The following is a 14,668-nucleotide window of genomic DNA, read 5'->3' on the forward strand; positions in this document are numbered from 1 at the left end:
GTCGCGCCCACGTACGCGCACCCGGCCCCGGCACGAGGACGCCGTCGACGGGTTCGTGATCGCCGTCGACCGGGGGCGCTACACCTGCGTGCTCCCGGACGCCCGGCCGGTCGACGCGACCGTCACCGCGATGCGGGCCCGCGAGCTGGGCCGCAAGTCGGTGGTGGTGGGCGACCGGGTGGGCCTGGTCGGCGACACCTCGGGCGCCCCCGGCGCGCTGGCCCGGATCGTCCGGATCGCCGAGCGCCGCTCGGTGCTGCGGCGGACCGCCGAGGACGACGCCACCACCGCCGAGGGGCGGCTGGAACGGGTGGTGGTGGCCAACGCCGACCAGCTCGTGATCGTCAGTGCGCTGGCCGACCCGCCGCCGCGCACCGGGTTCATCGACCGCTGCCTGGTGGCCGCGTACGACGCGGACATCGAGCCGCTGCTCTGCCTGACCAAGGCCGACCTGGCCGGCCCGGAGGCGGTGCTCGGCTACTACACCGAGCTGGAGCTGCCGTACGTGCTGATCCGGCCGGACTCGGACCTGGCCGCGCTGCGCGCGCTGCTCGCCGGCCGGATCTCGGTCATGGTGGGGCATTCCGGGGTGGGCAAGTCGACGCTGGTCAACCGCCTCGTCCCGGAGGCCGAGCGGGCGGTCGGCGTGGTCAGCGCGATCGGCCGGGGCCGGCACACCTCGACCAGCGCCGTGGCGCTGCGGCTGCCCCCGCTCGCCTCCGGCGACTCCGGCTCGGCGCGTCCCGCGTCGCGCCGCGACCTGGAGCCGCCGACCGACGGCGACCCCGGCTGGATCATCGACACCCCGGGCGTCCGCAGCTTCGGGCTGGCGCACGTCTCGGCGGAGAGCCTGCTGCACGGCTTCCCGGACCTGGTCGAGGCGACGGTCGACTGCCCGGCCAACTGCCAGCACACCGCCGAGGAGGCGGAGTGCGCGCTAGACGCCTGGGTGTCCGCCGGCAAGGCGGACCCGCGCCGGCTGGCCTCGTACCGCCGGCTGCTGGCCTCCCGCAGCGGCGAGAGCGGCGACCCGCGCGAGCCCGAGCGGAACCCGGGCGACCCGCTCGCCGGTTCCTGACCGGCGGAACCGCGGCCACCCGCCGGGTGCGGCCGGGCGGGCGTCGCTAGCGTGTCCGGCATGACCGGGTACGCCGACGACCTCGCCCTCGCCCACCAGCTCGCGGACGCCGCCGACGCCGTCGCCTCGGCCCGGTTCCGCGCCCTCGACCTGCGGGTCGAGTCGAAGCCCGACCTGACCCCGGTCTCCGACGCGGACACCGCCGTGGAGCGGGAGATCCGCGCCCTGCTGGCCGCTCACCGCCCCGGCGACGGCCTGCTCGGCGAGGAGTACGGCGAGCAGCCGGCCACCGATCCGGGCGGGCGGCGGTGGGTCGTCGACCCGATCGACGGCACCAAGAACTTCGTGCGGGGCGTACCCGTCTGGGCCACCCTGATCGCGCTGCTGGAGGGCGACCGGCCGGTGCTCGGCCTGGTGTCCGCCCCGGCTCTCGGCCGGCGCTGGTGGGCGGCCCGCGGCGCGGGCGCCTTCGCCGGCCCGGACCCGGCCTCCGGCGCGCCGATCCGGGTCTCGGGGGTGACCACCCTGGCCGATGCCAGCGTCTGCTACTCGTCGCTCACCGGATGGGAGGAGGCCGGCCGGCTGGACGCGATGCTCCAGATGATGCGGGACGCCTGGCGCAGCCGCGCGTACGGCGACTTCTACGGCTACATGCTGCTGGCCGAGGGGGCGCTGGACGTGATGGTGGAGCCGGAGCTGTCGCTCTGGGACATCGCCGCGCTGGTCCCGATCGTCACCGAGGCCGGCGGCACGGTCACCGACCTGGCCGGCCGGTCGGCCCCGGGAGGGGACGGCTCGGGTGGGTTCAGCGCCATCGCCAGCAACGGCGCGCTGCACGACGACATCCTGAGCCGGCTCGGCCGGCCGACCGAGCGCTGACCCGTCGGTAACCTCTATCCTCGCCAGGTGGTCTCCTCCGGTTGGTGCTTCCTGGCGGCGATGATCGTCGCGTACGGCTTCGCCAACCTCCTCCAGTCGGTCGCCGCGGCGCGGACCACCGTGCATCACACCTTCGACCCCGGGCTGCTGCTCCGGCTGGCCGGGCACCGGACCTACCTGGTCGGGCTCTCCTGCCAGGTCGTCGGCTTCGTGCTGGCCTTCCTGGCCCGCCGCGACCTGCCGCTGTTCCTGGTCCAGGCCAGCGTGGCGGCCGGGCTGGGGGTGACCGCGGTGCTCGGCGTGCTGGTGCTGAAGTGGCGCCTGCCGGCCGCCGAGGTGGCGCTGCTGGTGCTGCTGTTCGGCGGGATCACCGCGCTGGTGCTGGCCGCCCAGCCCGCGCCGTCGCGACAGCTCGGCACCGCCGGGCTGGTCGGCCTGGCGGTGGCGATCGGGGTGATCGCGGTGCTCGGCTTCTTCGCCGCCCGGCTGCACGGCGCGCCCGGCTCGGTGGCACTGGGCTCGCTGGCCGGGATGGCGTTCTCCGCCGCCGCGGTGGCGGCCCGGCCGCTCGCCTCGGCCGATTCGGCGGAGGCGTTCGTCCGGAACCCGCTGCTCTACCTGCTGATCGCCCACTCGCTGGTCGGCCAGCTCCTGCTCGGCCTGGCCATGCAGCGCGGCTCGACCACGGCCGCGGTGGCCGCCATGGACGCCGCCGGGGCGGTGCCCGCGGCGATCATCGGCCTGCTGCTGCTCAACGACCGGATCTGGCCGGGCCGGGAATGGCTGGCCGGGGTCGGCTTCCTGGCCACGCTGGCCGCGGTGGTCGGCCTGACCCGCTACGCCGAGCCGCAGCACCACCACGCGGTCGCCCGGGAGCGCGAGCCCTCGATGATCGGCGCCGGCTCGGCGGTCCGCGCGCGGCGCTGAGTCAGGCCGCCTCGACGGGTCCGCGCCGATCGGCGGCGACCTCGACGGGGCGCGGGGCTGCCTCGACCGGCTCGACCGGCTTCCGGCGCCCGATCACCCGCTCGTAGAGCCGCTCCAGCGCGCCGGCCGTCCGTTCCCAGGTGTAGCTGCACCGGACCCGGTCCACCGCGGCGTGCCCGTACGCGAACCGCCCGGCGTTGTCGGCGAGGATCCGCCGCAGGGTGACCCCGAGGGTGCGGACGTCCCCGGGCGGCACCAGCTTGCCGGTCACCTCGTCGACCACCGCGTCGGCGATGCCGCCCATGGCGTAGCCGACCACCGGGACGCCGCAGGCCATCGCCTCCAGCGACACCCGACCGGCGGACGAGTAGTGCGGGGTGCAGGCGACCACGTCGGCGGAGCGGTACCAGGTGGCCATCTGGTCGTGCGGGACCGCGCCGACCAGCTTGACCTGCTCGGCCACCCCGGTCCGCTCGGCCAGCTCGCGCAGCCGGCGCGCCTCGGCGTGGGTGGCGAGCTGCTCGGCCGGCGGACCGCCGGCGATCACCAGCTCGGCGTCGCCGACCAGCCGCATGGCCCGGATCAGGTCGTCCTGGCCGTGCCCGGCCGCGAGCCCGCCCACCGAGAGGATGCGGGCCCGCTGGTCGCGCGGGGCCGCCTCGCCGTCCGGGTGGAAGTGGGCGGTGTCCACCCCGGTCGGCACCATCGCCACCGAGGTGCGCTGGAGCCCCATCCGGGTCAGCTCGTCGACCTCGTCGTTGCACTGGGCGACCGCGATGTCCACGGCCCGGGTCAGCGCCCGCTCCAGCGGGATCCGCTCCCCCGGCCCGTCGTACCCGCGCCCGAGGTGGCGCAGCTGCTCGACGCCGAGGGAGTGGAAGGTCTGCACCACCGGGATGTCGGTCTCCCGGACGGCGTGGGCCGCGGCCAGCCCGCCGACCCAGTAGTGCCCGTGCACCACCTCGGGGGCCCAGTCGCCGGACCACCGCTGCGCCAGCCAGCGGCCGAACTCGGTCACGTACGGCACCAGCTCGGCGGTCGGCAGCGGGGCGGCCGGGCCGACCGGGACGCGCTCCAGGTGGTAGCCGTCCACCTCGACGGACTCCTGGTCCGGCGCGTCGCGGCGCTCGTACACCCGGACGTCGTGGCCCCGCGCCGCGAGCTCGGCCGCCACCCGCGCGATGTGCTGGTGCGTCCCGACGGTGGGACCGTCGACGGACGGGCCGGCGTGCGCGCACACAAGGCCGACGCGCATGGTGCACCTCCATGCGTTCTCGCGAGCGGTGGGTCCTCCGGTCAGAGGGTCCCATTAACCCGACCCCGGTGCGCCGAAACCTGGCAGATCGGGAGCGGACCGACACGGAACCGTCGCACGAACGGGACAGCACGCGGGTCGTGTCGGCTACCGGGACATCTGCCCGCCCCGGCGACGATCGAACCGTGATCCCGGCGACTCGGGCGGCATGACCCGGCCGCAGCGGGGGTACGGGCGAAGAATGCCTCTCACCCGCAGCCTCGACGACGCCACCGTCGTGATCACCGGCGCCTCCAGCGGGATCGGCGCGGCCACCGCGTACGCGCTGGCCCGCCGGGGCGCCGACGTGGTGCTGGCCGCCCGGACCGAGGAGGCGCTGCGCCGGGTCGCCGATCGCTGCCGGGAGCTGGGCGGGCGGGCCCTCGTGGTGCCGACCGACGTGACCGACCCGGAGGCGGTGGAGCAGCTCGCGGCGCGGGCGGCGGCTGAGTTCGGCCGGATCGACGCCTGGGTCAACAACGCGGCCGTGGGCACGGTGGGGCTCTTCGACGAGATCCCGGTGACCGAGTTCCGCCGGGTGGTCGAGGTGAACCTGCTCGGCACCGTGTACGGGACCAGGGCGGCGCTGCCCTGGCTCGACGCGGCCGGCGGCGGGGTGCTGGTCAACAACGCCTCGGTGCTGGCCGAGGTGGCCATGCCGTACCAGTCGCCGTACAACGCCACGAAGCACGCCATCCGCGGCCTGGCCGACACGGTCCGGCAGGAGCTGCGGGTCACCGGCCGGGGGCACATCTCGCTCTGCACGGTGCTGCCGGCCAGCATCGACACGCCGTTCTTCCGGCACGCCGCCAACCACACCGGTCGGGAGCTGACCCCGCCCCCACCGGTCTACCCGCCGGAACTGGTGGCCGAGACGATCGTCCGGCTGCTGCGCCGGCCGCGCCGCGAGGCGTACGCCGGGGGCGCGGCCCGGCTGATGGGGCTCCAGTGGCGGCTCGTCCCGGCGCTGGCCGAGCGGGCGCTCGGCTGGTACACCGCGCGCACCCAGTTCGGCCCGGGCGTCCGCCTGGACGCCACCGGCAACGTGTTCCATCCCGACGCGGCGGCCGAGCGCACCGACGGGTGGCAGGGCCGGCGCGGGCAGCTGATCCGGCTGACGGCCGCCTTCGGGCTGGCGGCGGCCGGCACGGCTGTCGGCACCATGGCGGCGATGAGTCGCCGTTCGCGGACGGACCGCTGATGGGTCCCGCGGACCGGACTGATGCGCGTCGGAGGGCGGGCATGCACAATGGGACGATCATGCCGACGGACGTGCGCTGCCTGGTCGAGACGGATGAGTCCTCCGCGCTCGTCCGGCTCACCGGCGTGCTGGACCTGGCCGGGCTCGATGCCGTCCGGGGCGCGCTGCTCGCCCGACTCTGGCAGCGGCCGGGCGCGCTGATCGTCGACCTGTCCGGGGTGCGGATCGCCGACCCGGCGGCCCGGGGCGTGCTCGACCAGGTGCATCACGTGGCGGCCGACTGGCCCGCCGCCGGCCTGCTGGTGCTCGACCCGGCCGGCCGGTCGAACGGCGTCGCACCGGTCCACCGGTCCCTCGACTCGGCGCAGGCGGCGCTGCGGGACGCGCCGCTGGCCGCGGTGCTCACCGCCGACCTGCCTCCGGTGGTGGGGGCGGCCCGGGAGGCGCGGGCGCTGGTCACCGACGGCTGCGCCCGGTGGGGCGTGCCGGAGTTGGCCGAGCCGGCCTCCATCGCGGTCACTGAGATGGTCAACAACGTGGTCGCGCACGCCGGGACGCCCATGACGGTCCGGCTGGCGCCCCGGGACAGCACACTGCACCTGGCGGTCCGGGACCACTCCGACCGGCGGCCGGCGTACGCCGGGCTGGCCCCGCTCACCTCCACCGGCGGGCGGGGACTGCTGTTGATCGACACGGTGGCCCGGCGCTGGGGCAGCACTCCACTGTTGCCCGGTGGCAAGGTCGTCTGGTGCGTCCTGCACGCCGAGGACGAGGCCTCGCTCGTGGGCTGAGGGCCCTTTTCGCCCCGTTCCTCCCGATCCACCCCGCCGGAAGCGGTTAGTCCGGCGAGCGCAGTGGGTAGTTCCCGGTCATGCGCGACGACGAGTACCCCACCCCCGTGTCCGACCCTGAGGCGGAGGGCCTGCCGGACACCGCCGACGACGACTCGACCGCCAACGACGACGTCCTGACGGGACGCGAGGCGGACGGGCCGGAGCCGGCCCAGTTGCCCGCTGACCGCACCCCGGTGGCCGTGGACCGCTTCGGCACCACCGCCGAGGAGCAGCTCGACGGCGAGTCGCTGGACTACAAGCTCCAGCGGGAGCTGTACGAGCGCCCCGCCGACGACCCGCTGGCCGGCTCGGTCGACCCGGACATCGCCGCGGAGGCGGACAGCGAGGAGGCCGCCGCGCAGGCCCAGCTCGACGCCGACGTGATCGACCCGGGTCCGACCTCCGACCCGCACTCCCCGGTCTCCATTTACGACCACGGCCAGCTCGGCACGGTCGCCGACCACCAGGTGGGGCGGCTGGTCGAACCGGACGAGGGCGCGCACACCGACCAGGAGACCGACAACGTCGCGTACGACGCCGGCGCGGCCGGCGGCGGGGCGACCGCGGAGGAACTGGCCGTCCACGAGACCCGGCCGCCCGAGGCGACCTGAGCCTCAGTCGTCCAGGCCCCGCTCGATCGCGTACCGGGTCAGCTCCACCCTGTTGTGCAGCTGGAGCTTGCCGAGCGTGTTCTGCACGTGGTTCTGCACCGTCCGGTGGGAGAGCCCGAGCCGCTCGGCGATCTGCTTGTACGACAGGCCCTTCGCCACCAGACGCAGCACCTCGGTCTCCCGCTCGGTGAGCCGGGGTGCGTCGTCGTGCGGGGCGGCCGGCGCGGCGGCCAGCCGGCGGTACTCCCCCAGCACCAGCCCGGCCAGGCCCGGGGTGAAGACCGGCTCGCCGGCCGCCGTGCGGCGCACCGCGTCCAGGAACTCGGCCGGCGCGGCCGACTTCAACAGGTAACCGGTGGCGCCGGCCTTCACCGCGTCCAGCACGCTCTGCGGCTCCCCGCTGGCCGACAGCATCAGCACCCGCACCTCGGGCAGCACGGCCCGCAGCCCGAGGATCACCTCGACGCCCGAAACGTCCGGCAGTTGCAGGTCGAGCACCACGACGTCGGGGCGGGCGGCGGCAGCCACCCGGACCGCCTGGCGCCCCTCCCCGCTGGTCGCCACCACCACGTGCCCGGCCTCGGTGAGGTCGCGGGCCACGCCCTCCCGCCACATCGGGTGGTCGTCGACCACCATGACCCGGATGCTCACCGGCGGCTCCGCGGCACGGTCAGCTCGATCTCGGTCCCGGCACCCGGGGCGGAGACGACCCGCACCTCGCCGCCCAGGTCGGCCACCCGGCCCCGGATGGACTGGGCCATCCCGAGCCGGCCCTGCGCGGCGGCCTCGGCCAGCCGCCCCTCCGGGATCCCCGGTCCCTCGTCGCGTACCGAGACGGTCACCGTCTCCCCCTCGTCCTCGATCAGCACCCAGGCCCGCCCGCCGGCGTGCCGGGCCACGTTGTCCAGCGCCGCGCCGACCGCTGCGGCCAGTTCGCCGGCCACCCGTCCGGGCAGCGGCACCGGGGTGGCCGGCGCGGCCACCTGCACCGTCGTCGAGGCGTACCGGTCGAGCAGGTCGCGCAGGTCCCGGGCGTCGCCCGCGCCGTCCGGCGCGGCGCCCGCCCGGCCGATCAGCGCGCGCAGCGCGGCCTCCTGCTCGCCGGCCAGCCGGGCCAGCTCCGCGGCCTCGCCGTCCAGGTCGGCCCCGCGCCGCCGGACCAGCGCCAGCACCTGGAGCACCGAGTCGTGGATGTCCCGGGCCAGCCGCTCCCGCTCCCGGGTGGCCGCCTCCAGCTCCACCGCCCGTTGCAGCCGCGCCTCGGCCTCCACGGCCAGCCGGGCCACGTGCCCCACCACCACGCCGGCCAGCAGCATGAGGATCGCCCCGGTGAGCGAGGACTGGCTGATCCGCTCCCGGGTGGCCAGGTCGGCCCCGCCGAGCACCAGCGCGGCCACCGCACCGCGCCGCCGGCCGCCGGAGACCGCCCAGGCCAGCACCGGCGCGGCCAGCCAGGCGACGGTCAGGGTCGGCACGCCCGCGGCGAGCGCCGCCCGGCCGACCAGCCACGGCGTGGCCAGCATGATCGCCAGCACGACGCCGAGGTCGGCCAGGAGCAGCGGCCAGCGCCGCCAGGCCGGCCGCGCGTAGCCGGCCGCGGTCGCCCCGGTCCAGGCCAGCATCCCCAGGAGTACGCCGCCGGCGGCGACCGGGTGCGCGTAGCGGTCCGCGTCGCGGAGGACCAGCAGCCCCACGTACGCCAGCGAGGCGAAGCGGAACACCGCGATGGACCGCCAGAGCGGGACCTCCAGGCCCCCCGGGGACGACGGCATGGCCGACACCCTGCCACAGCCGCCCAGCCGCGGGCCGCGAGGTGCGGCGCGAGAAACCCTGACGTACGGTGGAAATGCCGCGAAAATCACCGAGATCCATCGCCGGGACGGGGCCATGACGAACGCAGATTCCCCCGCACCGCGTACGGTTGTGCCCATCGAACCTTCCCTCCTCATCGCCGAGGCCTTCAACCAGGCCCAGGTGACCGAGCTGCGCCACTCGGTCACCTCGTGCGCGCACGCGGCGGGGTTGGGCGGGCAACGGCTGGACGACTTCGTGCTGGCGATCAACGAGCTGATCACCAACGCCGTCCGGCACGGCGGCGGCCAGGGCCGGCTGCGGCTGTGGCGCGGCCCCGCCGAACTGGTCTGCGAGGTCGCCGACCACGGCCACGGGATCAGCGTGCACCGACTCCGCGACCGGGCCCGGCCCGCCCCGGACACCGCCGGCGGCTGGGGCCTCTGGCTGGCCCGGGAGTTGAGCGACACCATGGCGGTGGAGACCGGCGAGGCCGGCACGATCGTGCGGATCACCGCGGCGCTGGCCGCCCAGCCCCTCACCGGCGCGACCGACAACTGACCTTGCGGGCCGCGGGGCCGCCTCAGCCGAAGAGGGCGCTCACCGACTCGCCGTTGTGGATCCGCCGCATCGCCTCGGCCAGGGCCGGCGCCACCGAGAGCACCTCCAGCTTCGGCACCCGCTTCTCCTCCGGGATCGGCACCGTGTTGGTGCAGACGACCTCCAGCACCCCGTCCTGCTCGCTGAGCCGCTTCAACGCGCCGCTGGAGAAGAGGCCGTGGGTGCAGGCCAGCCGGATCGAGCGGACGTTCCGCTCCCGCAGGTGGCTCATCAGCTCGATCACCGTGCTGCCCTTGGCGATCTCGTCGTCCAGCACGATGACGTCCCGGTCCGCCACGTCACCGATGATGGCGCTGATCCGCACCCGGTCGTCGCTGAACCGCTGCTTCGCGCCGGCCGCGACCGGGGTGCCGAGCATCCGGGCGAACGCCGCCGCCTCCTTGGCGTTGCCCAGGTCCGGCGAGACCACCACGGTGTTGCTCAGGTCCCCGCCCTTGAAGTGGGCGGCCAGCTCACGCAGCGCGTGCAGGTGGTCCACCGGGACGCTGAAGAACCCGTGCACCTGCGGCGAGTGCAGGGTCATGGCGAGCACCCGGTGCGCGCCGGCCGAGGTGAGCAGGTCGGCGACCAGCCGGCCGCCGATCGAGATGCGCGGGGCGTCCTTCTTGTCCGACCGGGCGTACGCGTAGTGCGGCAGCACCACGGTGATCCGGCCGGCGGACGCGCCGCGGGCCGCGTCGATCATGAGCAGCAGCTCGACCAGGTGCTCCTGCACCGGCGGCACCAGCGGCTGGATGAGGAAGACGTCGCGCTCCCGGCAGTTCGCCTGCAACTGCACCTCGAGGCAGTCGTTGGCGAACCGGGACACCCGCACCGGGTGCAGCGGAACGTCGAGGTGGGCACAGATCTCGGCGGCGAGGTCCGGGTGGGCGGTCCCGCTGAACACGGCAATGTCACGCACGTCTGCTGATCGTACGGGTGGATCGGGGCGAGACGGTGGACGCTCCCGGCGGGTACGGTGCTGCGGTGACCGGAGAGTTCGTCGCCGCCATCGATCAGGGCACCACCTCCTCGCGGTGCATCGTCTTCGACCGGGCCGGGGAGATCGTCTCCGTGGCGCAGCGCGAACACCGGCAGATCTTCCCTCGGCCGGGCTGGGTGGAGCACGACGCCGAGGAGATCTGGGCCAACGTCCAGCAGGTGGTGCTGGAGGCGCTCGCCGCCGCCGGCACCGGGCCGGACGGGCTGGCGGCCGTGGGCATCACCAACCAGCGGGAGACCACCGTGGTCTGGGACCGGGCGACCGGCCGGCCGGTGGCGAACGCCGTGGTCTGGCAGGACACCCGCACCGGGCCGCTGCTGCGCGAGCTGGCCGAGGCGTACGACGAGGAGCGGCTGCGCGCCCGCACCGGCCTGACCCTGGCCACCTACTTCGCCGGCCCGAAGCTGCGCTGGCTGCTCGACCACGTCGACGGCCTGCGGGGCCGGGCCGAGCGGGGCGAGGTGCTCTTCGGCACCATGGACAGCTGGTTGATCTGGAAGCTCACCGGGCGGCACGTCACCGACGTGACGAACGCCAGCCGCACCATGCTGATGGACCTGGAGACCCTGGACTGGGATCCGGAGCTGCTCGACGCGCTGCGCATCCCGGCCGCCATGCTGCCCGAGATCCGCTGCTCGGCCGAGGTCTACGGCACCGCCGACGGCGTGCTCGCCGGGGTGCCGGTGGCCAGCGCGCTCGGCGACCAGCAGGCCGCCCTGTTCGGGCAGACCTGCTTCCAGCCCGGCGAGGCCAAGTGCACCTACGGCACCGGCAGCTTCCTGCTGCTCAACACCGGGGCCAGCCCGGTCCCCTCCCGGCACGGCCTGCTCACCACCGTCGCCTACCGGATCGACGGCCACCCCGCCGTGTACGCCCTGGAGGGCGCCATCGCGGTCACCGGCTCGCTGGTGCAGTGGCTGCGCGACAACCTCGGCCTGATCTCCACCGCCCCCGAGGTCGAGGAGCTGGCCCGCACGGTCGACGACAACGGCGGCTGCTACGTGGTGCCGGCCTTCTCCGGCCTCTTCGCCCCGCACTGGCGCAGCGACGCCCGCGGGGTGATCGCCGGACTGACCGGCTACATCACCAGGGGGCACCTGGCCCGGGCGGTGCTGGAGGCCTCGGCCTGGCAGACCCGCGAGGTGGTCGACGCCATGAACGCCGACTCGGACGTGGCGCTTCGCCGGCTGCGGGTGGACGGCGGGATGACCGGCAACGCGCTGCTCATGCAGTTCCTCGCCGACGTCCTCGACGTGCCGGTGGTCCGCTCCCGGATCACCGAGACCACCTGCCTCGGCGCCGCGTACGCGGCCGGCCTGGCGGTCGGCTTCTGGCCCGACCTGGAGACGCTGCGCGCGCAGTGGCGGTCGGACGCGCGGTGGACGCCCGACATGGACCCGGCGCACCGGGAGCGGGAGCTGCGCAACTGGCGCAAGGCCGTACAGCGCAGCCTCGACTGGGTGGAGTGAGTCAGTCCCAGCGGTTGCCGGTGAGCTTCTCGTAGACCTCGACGTAGCGAGCCCGGGTCGCCTCGACCACCTCGGCGGGCACCTCGGGGGCGGGCGGCTGCCGGTCCCAGCCGCTGCCGGTGGCCCAGTCGCGGACGTACTGCTTGTCGAAGGAGAACTGGGCGCGGCCCGGCTGGTAGGACTCGGCCGGCCAGAACCGGGACGAGTCGGAGGTGAGCAGCTCGTCGGCGAGGACCAGGGTGCCGTCCGGCGCCCAGCCCAGCTCGATCTTGGTGTCGGCGATCAGGATGCCCCGGTCGGCGGCGATCTCCGCGCCCCGCCGGTAGACGTCGATGGTGATCTGCCGCAGCCGCTCGGCGGTCTCCGCACCCACCTTGTCGACCACCTCGGCGTAGGTGATCGGCTCGTCGTGCTCACCCTTGGGCGCCTTAGACGACGGGGTGAAGATCGGCTCGGGCAGGATCGACGCCTCCACCAGGCCGCGGGGCAGTTCGACGCCGGAGACCGCGCCGGTGCGCTGGTATTCGGCGAAGCCGCCGCCGGTGAGGTAGCCGCGGGCCACGCACTCGACCTGGACCATGTCCAGCCGCCGGCAGCGGATCGCCCGGCCGGCGAACTCCGCCGGCACGTCGGTGGCCGAGATCACGTGGTTCGGCACCAGGTCGGCCAACTGCTCGAACCACCACAGCGACAGCGCGGTGAGCAGGCGGCCCTTGTCCGGAATCGGGGTCGGCAGCGCCACGTCGTAGATGGAGATGCGGTCGGAGGCGACCAGGATCAGGTCCGCGCCGTCGGCGTAGACGTCCCGGACCTTGCCCGAGTGCAGAAGTTCCACGGCGCTAGTACACCATGGGCGGAGTCGGCGCCCGGTGCGGCCACCGGCCGTCCCGGCGTTGACACCCCCGCCCGGGGCCTGTGTAAATGGTCCGTCCGCACCAGCCGCCGTCCGCACCCCGGAGAAACCCGTGCGCGCACCGCAGTCCGTACCCCGCCCCGTCGTCGACCGGCGGCGGCTGCTCGGCGCGCTGGCCGGGTTGCCGCTGCTCACCGGCGGGCTGGCCGGCTGCGGCCCGGAGGAGGAGACCCCGGTCGAGGACGGCCCGATCGAGCTGTCGGTGTTCTGGTGGGGCGGGACCCGCCGGGCCGAGGCGACCGAGAAGGCGCTGCACCTCTACTCCCAGCAGAACCCCCGGGTCAGCTTCCGGGTGACCTGGCAGGGGCTGACCGGCTACTACGACCGGCTGGCCACGCAGGCCACCGGGGGCAACGTGCCCGACCTGTTCCAGATCGACGACACCGTGCTCACCGAGTACGCCCACCGCGAGATCGTCCTCGACCTCAGCGCCTACGTGGCCGACAACCGGCTCGACCTGCGCGGCCTTCCCGAGCACCTGGCCCGGTACGGCCGGGTGGACGACCGGACCGTGGCGGTGCCCGCCGCGCAGACCAGCGCCGCGCTGGTCTACAACCGCGACCTGCTGGGCCGGCTCCGGGTGCCCGAGCCGGGCACCGGCATGTCGTGGCGGGAGTACGTGCGGTGGGCCGCCCGGGTCACCCGAGCCTCCGGCAGCCGAGTGGCCGGCACCATGGACCCGTCCGGCGACTACCGCGCGCTCTGGCTCTGGCTGCGCGGCCAGGGCAGCGAGCTGTACCAAGGGCGGCAGCTCGGCTTCAGCTCCGGCGAGCTGCTCGACTGGTTCGAGTTCTGGGAGGTCGCCCGATACGACCGGGCCACCCCGAGCGCCGCCCTGGTGGAGCAGGCCGACAGCGGCGAGCTGGCCCGCCAGCTCGTGGTCACCGGCCACGCGGCCGCGTCGTTCGCCTGGTCGCACCAGTTGCCGGAGCTGCAGCAGCTCACCGACGACGAGCTGGGCCTGACCGCCTTCCCGGGCACCCCCGCGGCGCAGTGGCCCCGGGCGTCGATGTACTGGGCGGCCTTCCGCGGCAGCCGTCACCCGGACGTGGTGGTCGACGTGATCAACTTCCTGACCACCAACGTGGAGGCCGGCCGGATCCTCGGCATCGAACGCGGTTTGAACGCCGCCGCCCCGGTCCGCGCGTTCGTGGTCGACGGCGTCACCGACCGCACCGAGAAGCGGGTGGTGGCCCTCGGCGCGGAGCTGGACGAGCTGTCCGGGCCGGCGCCCGCGCCGCCGCCGAAGGGGCACGCCAAGGTGCGTACCCTGCTCATCGACGCCGCCGAGAGCATCCGGGCCAAGCGCTCAGGCGCCCGCACGGCGACCTCACGCTTCATGGCCCAGGCGACCGCCGCCCTGGCCGAGTGACCGCCGCCCGCCGCGCCCGGGGCGCGGCGGGCGGACCGGTTCCCGTCAGCGCGGCGGGCCGCCGCGCCGGCCGCGCATCAGGCGCAGCACCAACAGCACGATCACCACGACCACCACCAGGCAGCAGAGCAGCCCGAGGAAGCCGAAGCCGCCCCGCGACCGCCGCCGGGCGGCCTCCACCACCAGCTCGCCCGTACCCGTGGAGGCCCAGGCCGCGACCGGCACGAACACCGAGAGCACGACCGCACCGAGGACCGCGCTGAGGCGGCCCCACCATCTGTTCCAACCAGACATGCCCCCATCCTCGCCGAGAAGCGCAACCGGGGCAGGACGGACGGGCCGGATCACCATTGCCCGGATACGACGAAAGGCCCCGGAGTTTCCTCCGGGGCCTTTCCTGACAGTAGCGGGGACAGGATTTGAACCTGCGACCTCTGGGTTATGAGCCCAGCGAGCTACCGAGCTGCTCCACCCCGCGTCGGCTTGTACAGCCTATCTCATGTCCGCCGTGGAGATCAGCCGGGTTCCCCGATCCCGCCGCGGGGGCTCCGAGGCCACCTCGACACCCGGCACGGCGAAGGGCCCCGGAGTTTCCTCCGGGGCCCTTCGTGACAGTAGCGGGGACAGGATTTGAACCTGCGACCTCTGGGTTATGAGCCCAGCGAGCTACCGAGCTGCTCCACCCCGCGTCGGCTCG

At 74.8% G+C, this 14,668-nt stretch carries 14 protein-coding genes, 2 tRNA genes and 1 pseudogene; 9 read left to right on the forward strand and 8 right to left on the reverse strand.

The window, feature by feature from the left end; all coding sequences use genetic code 11:
• Positions 1–130 precede the first annotated feature (130 nt).
• The 3 genes and pseudogenes from rsgA to AC0OLQ_RS31110 all read left to right on the forward strand — a co-directional run bounded on the left by rsgA (position 131) and on the right by AC0OLQ_RS31110 (position 2,991).
• A complete protein-coding gene (rsgA, locus tag AC0OLQ_RS31100) occupies positions 131–1,078 on the forward strand; it encodes a ribosome small subunit-dependent GTPase A (RefSeq protein WP_484532481.1) in 948 nt (315 codons plus the stop codon).
• Positions 1,079–1,138: 60 nt separating this feature from the next.
• Positions 1,139–1,957 carry a histidinol-phosphatase gene (gene hisN / locus AC0OLQ_RS31105; RefSeq protein WP_484529150.1) on the forward strand — a complete coding sequence of 273 codons (819 nt, stop codon included), beginning with the start codon at positions 1,139–1,141 and terminating at the stop codon, positions 1,955–1,957.
• Positions 1,958–2,017: 60 nt separating this feature from the next.
• A pseudogene (locus AC0OLQ_RS31110) lies at positions 2,018–2,991 on the forward strand (hypothetical protein).
• Here the strand turns inward: AC0OLQ_RS31110 and AC0OLQ_RS31115 are convergent.
• Positions 2,886–4,139, reverse strand: coding sequence for a glycosyltransferase (locus AC0OLQ_RS31115; RefSeq protein ID WP_484529151.1), 1,254 nt, complete (start codon positions 4,137–4,139; stop codon positions 2,886–2,888). The pseudogene AC0OLQ_RS31110 and the gene AC0OLQ_RS31115 sit on opposite strands and share 106 nt — an antisense overlap.
• Positions 4,140–4,380: 241 nt before the next feature.
• On the opposite strand from AC0OLQ_RS31115, the gene AC0OLQ_RS31120 reads away from it, so the two are divergent.
• The 3 genes from AC0OLQ_RS31120 to AC0OLQ_RS31130 all read left to right on the forward strand — a co-directional run bounded on the left by AC0OLQ_RS31120 (position 4,381) and on the right by AC0OLQ_RS31130 (position 6,823).
• The gene (locus AC0OLQ_RS31120; protein WP_357339101.1) at positions 4,381–5,379 is read left to right on the forward strand and encodes an SDR family oxidoreductase; all 999 of its coding nucleotides are present in this window, start codon (positions 4,381–4,383) and stop codon (positions 5,377–5,379) included.
• Positions 5,380–5,438: 59 nt separating this feature from the next.
• Complete coding sequence (locus tag AC0OLQ_RS31125) at positions 5,439–6,170, forward strand: ATP-binding protein (RefSeq protein WP_484529152.1); 732 nt, start codon at positions 5,439–5,441, stop codon at positions 6,168–6,170.
• A gap of 80 nt (positions 6,171–6,250) precedes the next feature.
• Positions 6,251–6,823, forward strand: a complete 573-nt coding sequence (locus AC0OLQ_RS31130; protein WP_484529153.1) for a DUF5709 domain-containing protein — start codon at positions 6,251–6,253, stop codon at positions 6,821–6,823.
• Positions 6,824–6,826: 3 nt separating this feature from the next.
• Here the strand turns inward: AC0OLQ_RS31130 and AC0OLQ_RS31135 are convergent, their stop codons facing one another.
• Positions 6,827–7,459 (reverse strand): response regulator, encoded by a 633-nt coding sequence (locus tag AC0OLQ_RS31135; RefSeq protein WP_484532482.1) that lies wholly within the window; start codon positions 7,457–7,459, stop codon positions 6,827–6,829.
• A gap of 11 nt (positions 7,460–7,470) precedes the next feature.
• Complete coding sequence (macS, locus tag AC0OLQ_RS31140; RefSeq protein WP_484529154.1) at positions 7,471–8,595, reverse strand: MacS family sensor histidine kinase; 1,125 nt, start codon at positions 8,593–8,595, stop codon at positions 7,471–7,473.
• A 115-nt stretch (positions 8,596–8,710) separates the two neighbouring features.
• Here macS and AC0OLQ_RS31145 point away from each other — a divergent pair, with 115 nt between their 5' ends.
• A complete protein-coding gene (locus AC0OLQ_RS31145; protein ID WP_484529155.1) occupies positions 8,711–9,175 on the forward strand; it encodes an ATP-binding protein in 465 nt (154 codons plus the stop codon).
• Positions 9,176–9,197: 22 nt separating this feature from the next.
• Here AC0OLQ_RS31145 and AC0OLQ_RS31150 read toward each other — a convergent pair whose 3' ends face one another.
• On the reverse strand, positions 9,198–10,136 hold the full coding sequence (locus AC0OLQ_RS31150) for a ribose-phosphate diphosphokinase (RefSeq protein WP_484529156.1): 939 nt from the start codon (positions 10,134–10,136) through the stop codon (positions 9,198–9,200).
• A gap of 65 nt (positions 10,137–10,201) precedes the next feature.
• On the opposite strand from AC0OLQ_RS31150, the gene glpK reads away from it, so the two are divergent.
• Positions 10,202–11,686, forward strand: a complete 1,485-nt coding sequence (gene glpK / locus AC0OLQ_RS31155; protein WP_484529157.1) for a glycerol kinase GlpK — start codon at positions 10,202–10,204, stop codon at positions 11,684–11,686.
• 1 nt (position 11,687) lies between these two features.
• Here the strand turns inward: glpK and AC0OLQ_RS31160 are convergent, their stop codons facing one another.
• Complete coding sequence (locus AC0OLQ_RS31160; protein ID WP_484529158.1) at positions 11,688–12,521, reverse strand: phosphoribosylaminoimidazolesuccinocarboxamide synthase; 834 nt, start codon at positions 12,519–12,521, stop codon at positions 11,688–11,690.
• A 130-nt stretch (positions 12,522–12,651) separates the two neighbouring features.
• Between AC0OLQ_RS31160 and AC0OLQ_RS31165 the strand changes: the two genes are divergently transcribed.
• Positions 12,652–13,971, forward strand: coding sequence for an ABC transporter substrate-binding protein (locus AC0OLQ_RS31165; protein ID WP_484529159.1), 1,320 nt, complete (start codon positions 12,652–12,654; stop codon positions 13,969–13,971).
• Between the two features lie 45 nt (positions 13,972–14,016).
• On the opposite strand, the gene AC0OLQ_RS31170 is transcribed toward AC0OLQ_RS31165, so the two are convergent.
• The 3 genes from AC0OLQ_RS31170 to AC0OLQ_RS31180 form a co-directional block, all read right to left on the reverse strand.
• Positions 14,017–14,265: a hypothetical protein gene (locus AC0OLQ_RS31170; protein WP_151465371.1), complete on the reverse strand. Its 249-nt coding sequence runs from the start codon at positions 14,263–14,265 to the stop codon at positions 14,017–14,019.
• A 110-nt stretch (positions 14,266–14,375) separates the two neighbouring features.
• A tRNA-Met gene (locus AC0OLQ_RS31175) sits at positions 14,376–14,449 on the reverse strand.
• Between the two features lie 137 nt (positions 14,450–14,586).
• Positions 14,587–14,660, reverse strand: a tRNA-Met gene (locus AC0OLQ_RS31180).
• Positions 14,661–14,668 lie beyond the last annotated feature (8 nt).

This window comes from Micromonospora sp. Utrum1 (assembly GCF_057197805.1).

Coding starts and splice junctions, on each gene's coding strand:
- rsgA (WP_484532481.1), top strand. CDS start 131: ATGCGGGCCCGCGAGCTGGGCCGCAAGTCGGTGGTGGTGGGCGACCGG.
- hisN (WP_484529150.1), top strand. CDS start 1,139: ATGACCGGGTACGCCGACGACCTCGCCCTCGCCCACCAGCTCGCGGAC.
- AC0OLQ_RS31115 (WP_484529151.1), bottom strand. CDS start 4,139: ATGCGCGTCGGCCTTGTGTGCGCGCACGCCGGCCCGTCCGTCGACGGT.
- AC0OLQ_RS31120 (WP_357339101.1), top strand. CDS start 4,381: ATGCCTCTCACCCGCAGCCTCGACGACGCCACCGTCGTGATCACCGGC.
- AC0OLQ_RS31125 (WP_484529152.1), top strand. CDS start 5,439: ATGCCGACGGACGTGCGCTGCCTGGTCGAGACGGATGAGTCCTCCGCG.
- AC0OLQ_RS31130 (WP_484529153.1), top strand. CDS start 6,251: ATGCGCGACGACGAGTACCCCACCCCCGTGTCCGACCCTGAGGCGGAG.
- AC0OLQ_RS31135 (WP_484532482.1), bottom strand. CDS start 7,459: ATGGTGGTCGACGACCACCCGATGTGGCGGGAGGGCGTGGCCCGCGAC.
- macS (WP_484529154.1), bottom strand. CDS start 8,595: ATGCCGTCGTCCCCGGGGGGCCTGGAGGTCCCGCTCTGGCGGTCCATC.
- AC0OLQ_RS31145 (WP_484529155.1), top strand. CDS start 8,711: ATGACGAACGCAGATTCCCCCGCACCGCGTACGGTTGTGCCCATCGAA.
- AC0OLQ_RS31170 (WP_151465371.1), bottom strand. CDS start 14,265: ATGTCTGGTTGGAACAGATGGTGGGGCCGCCTCAGCGCGGTCCTCGGT.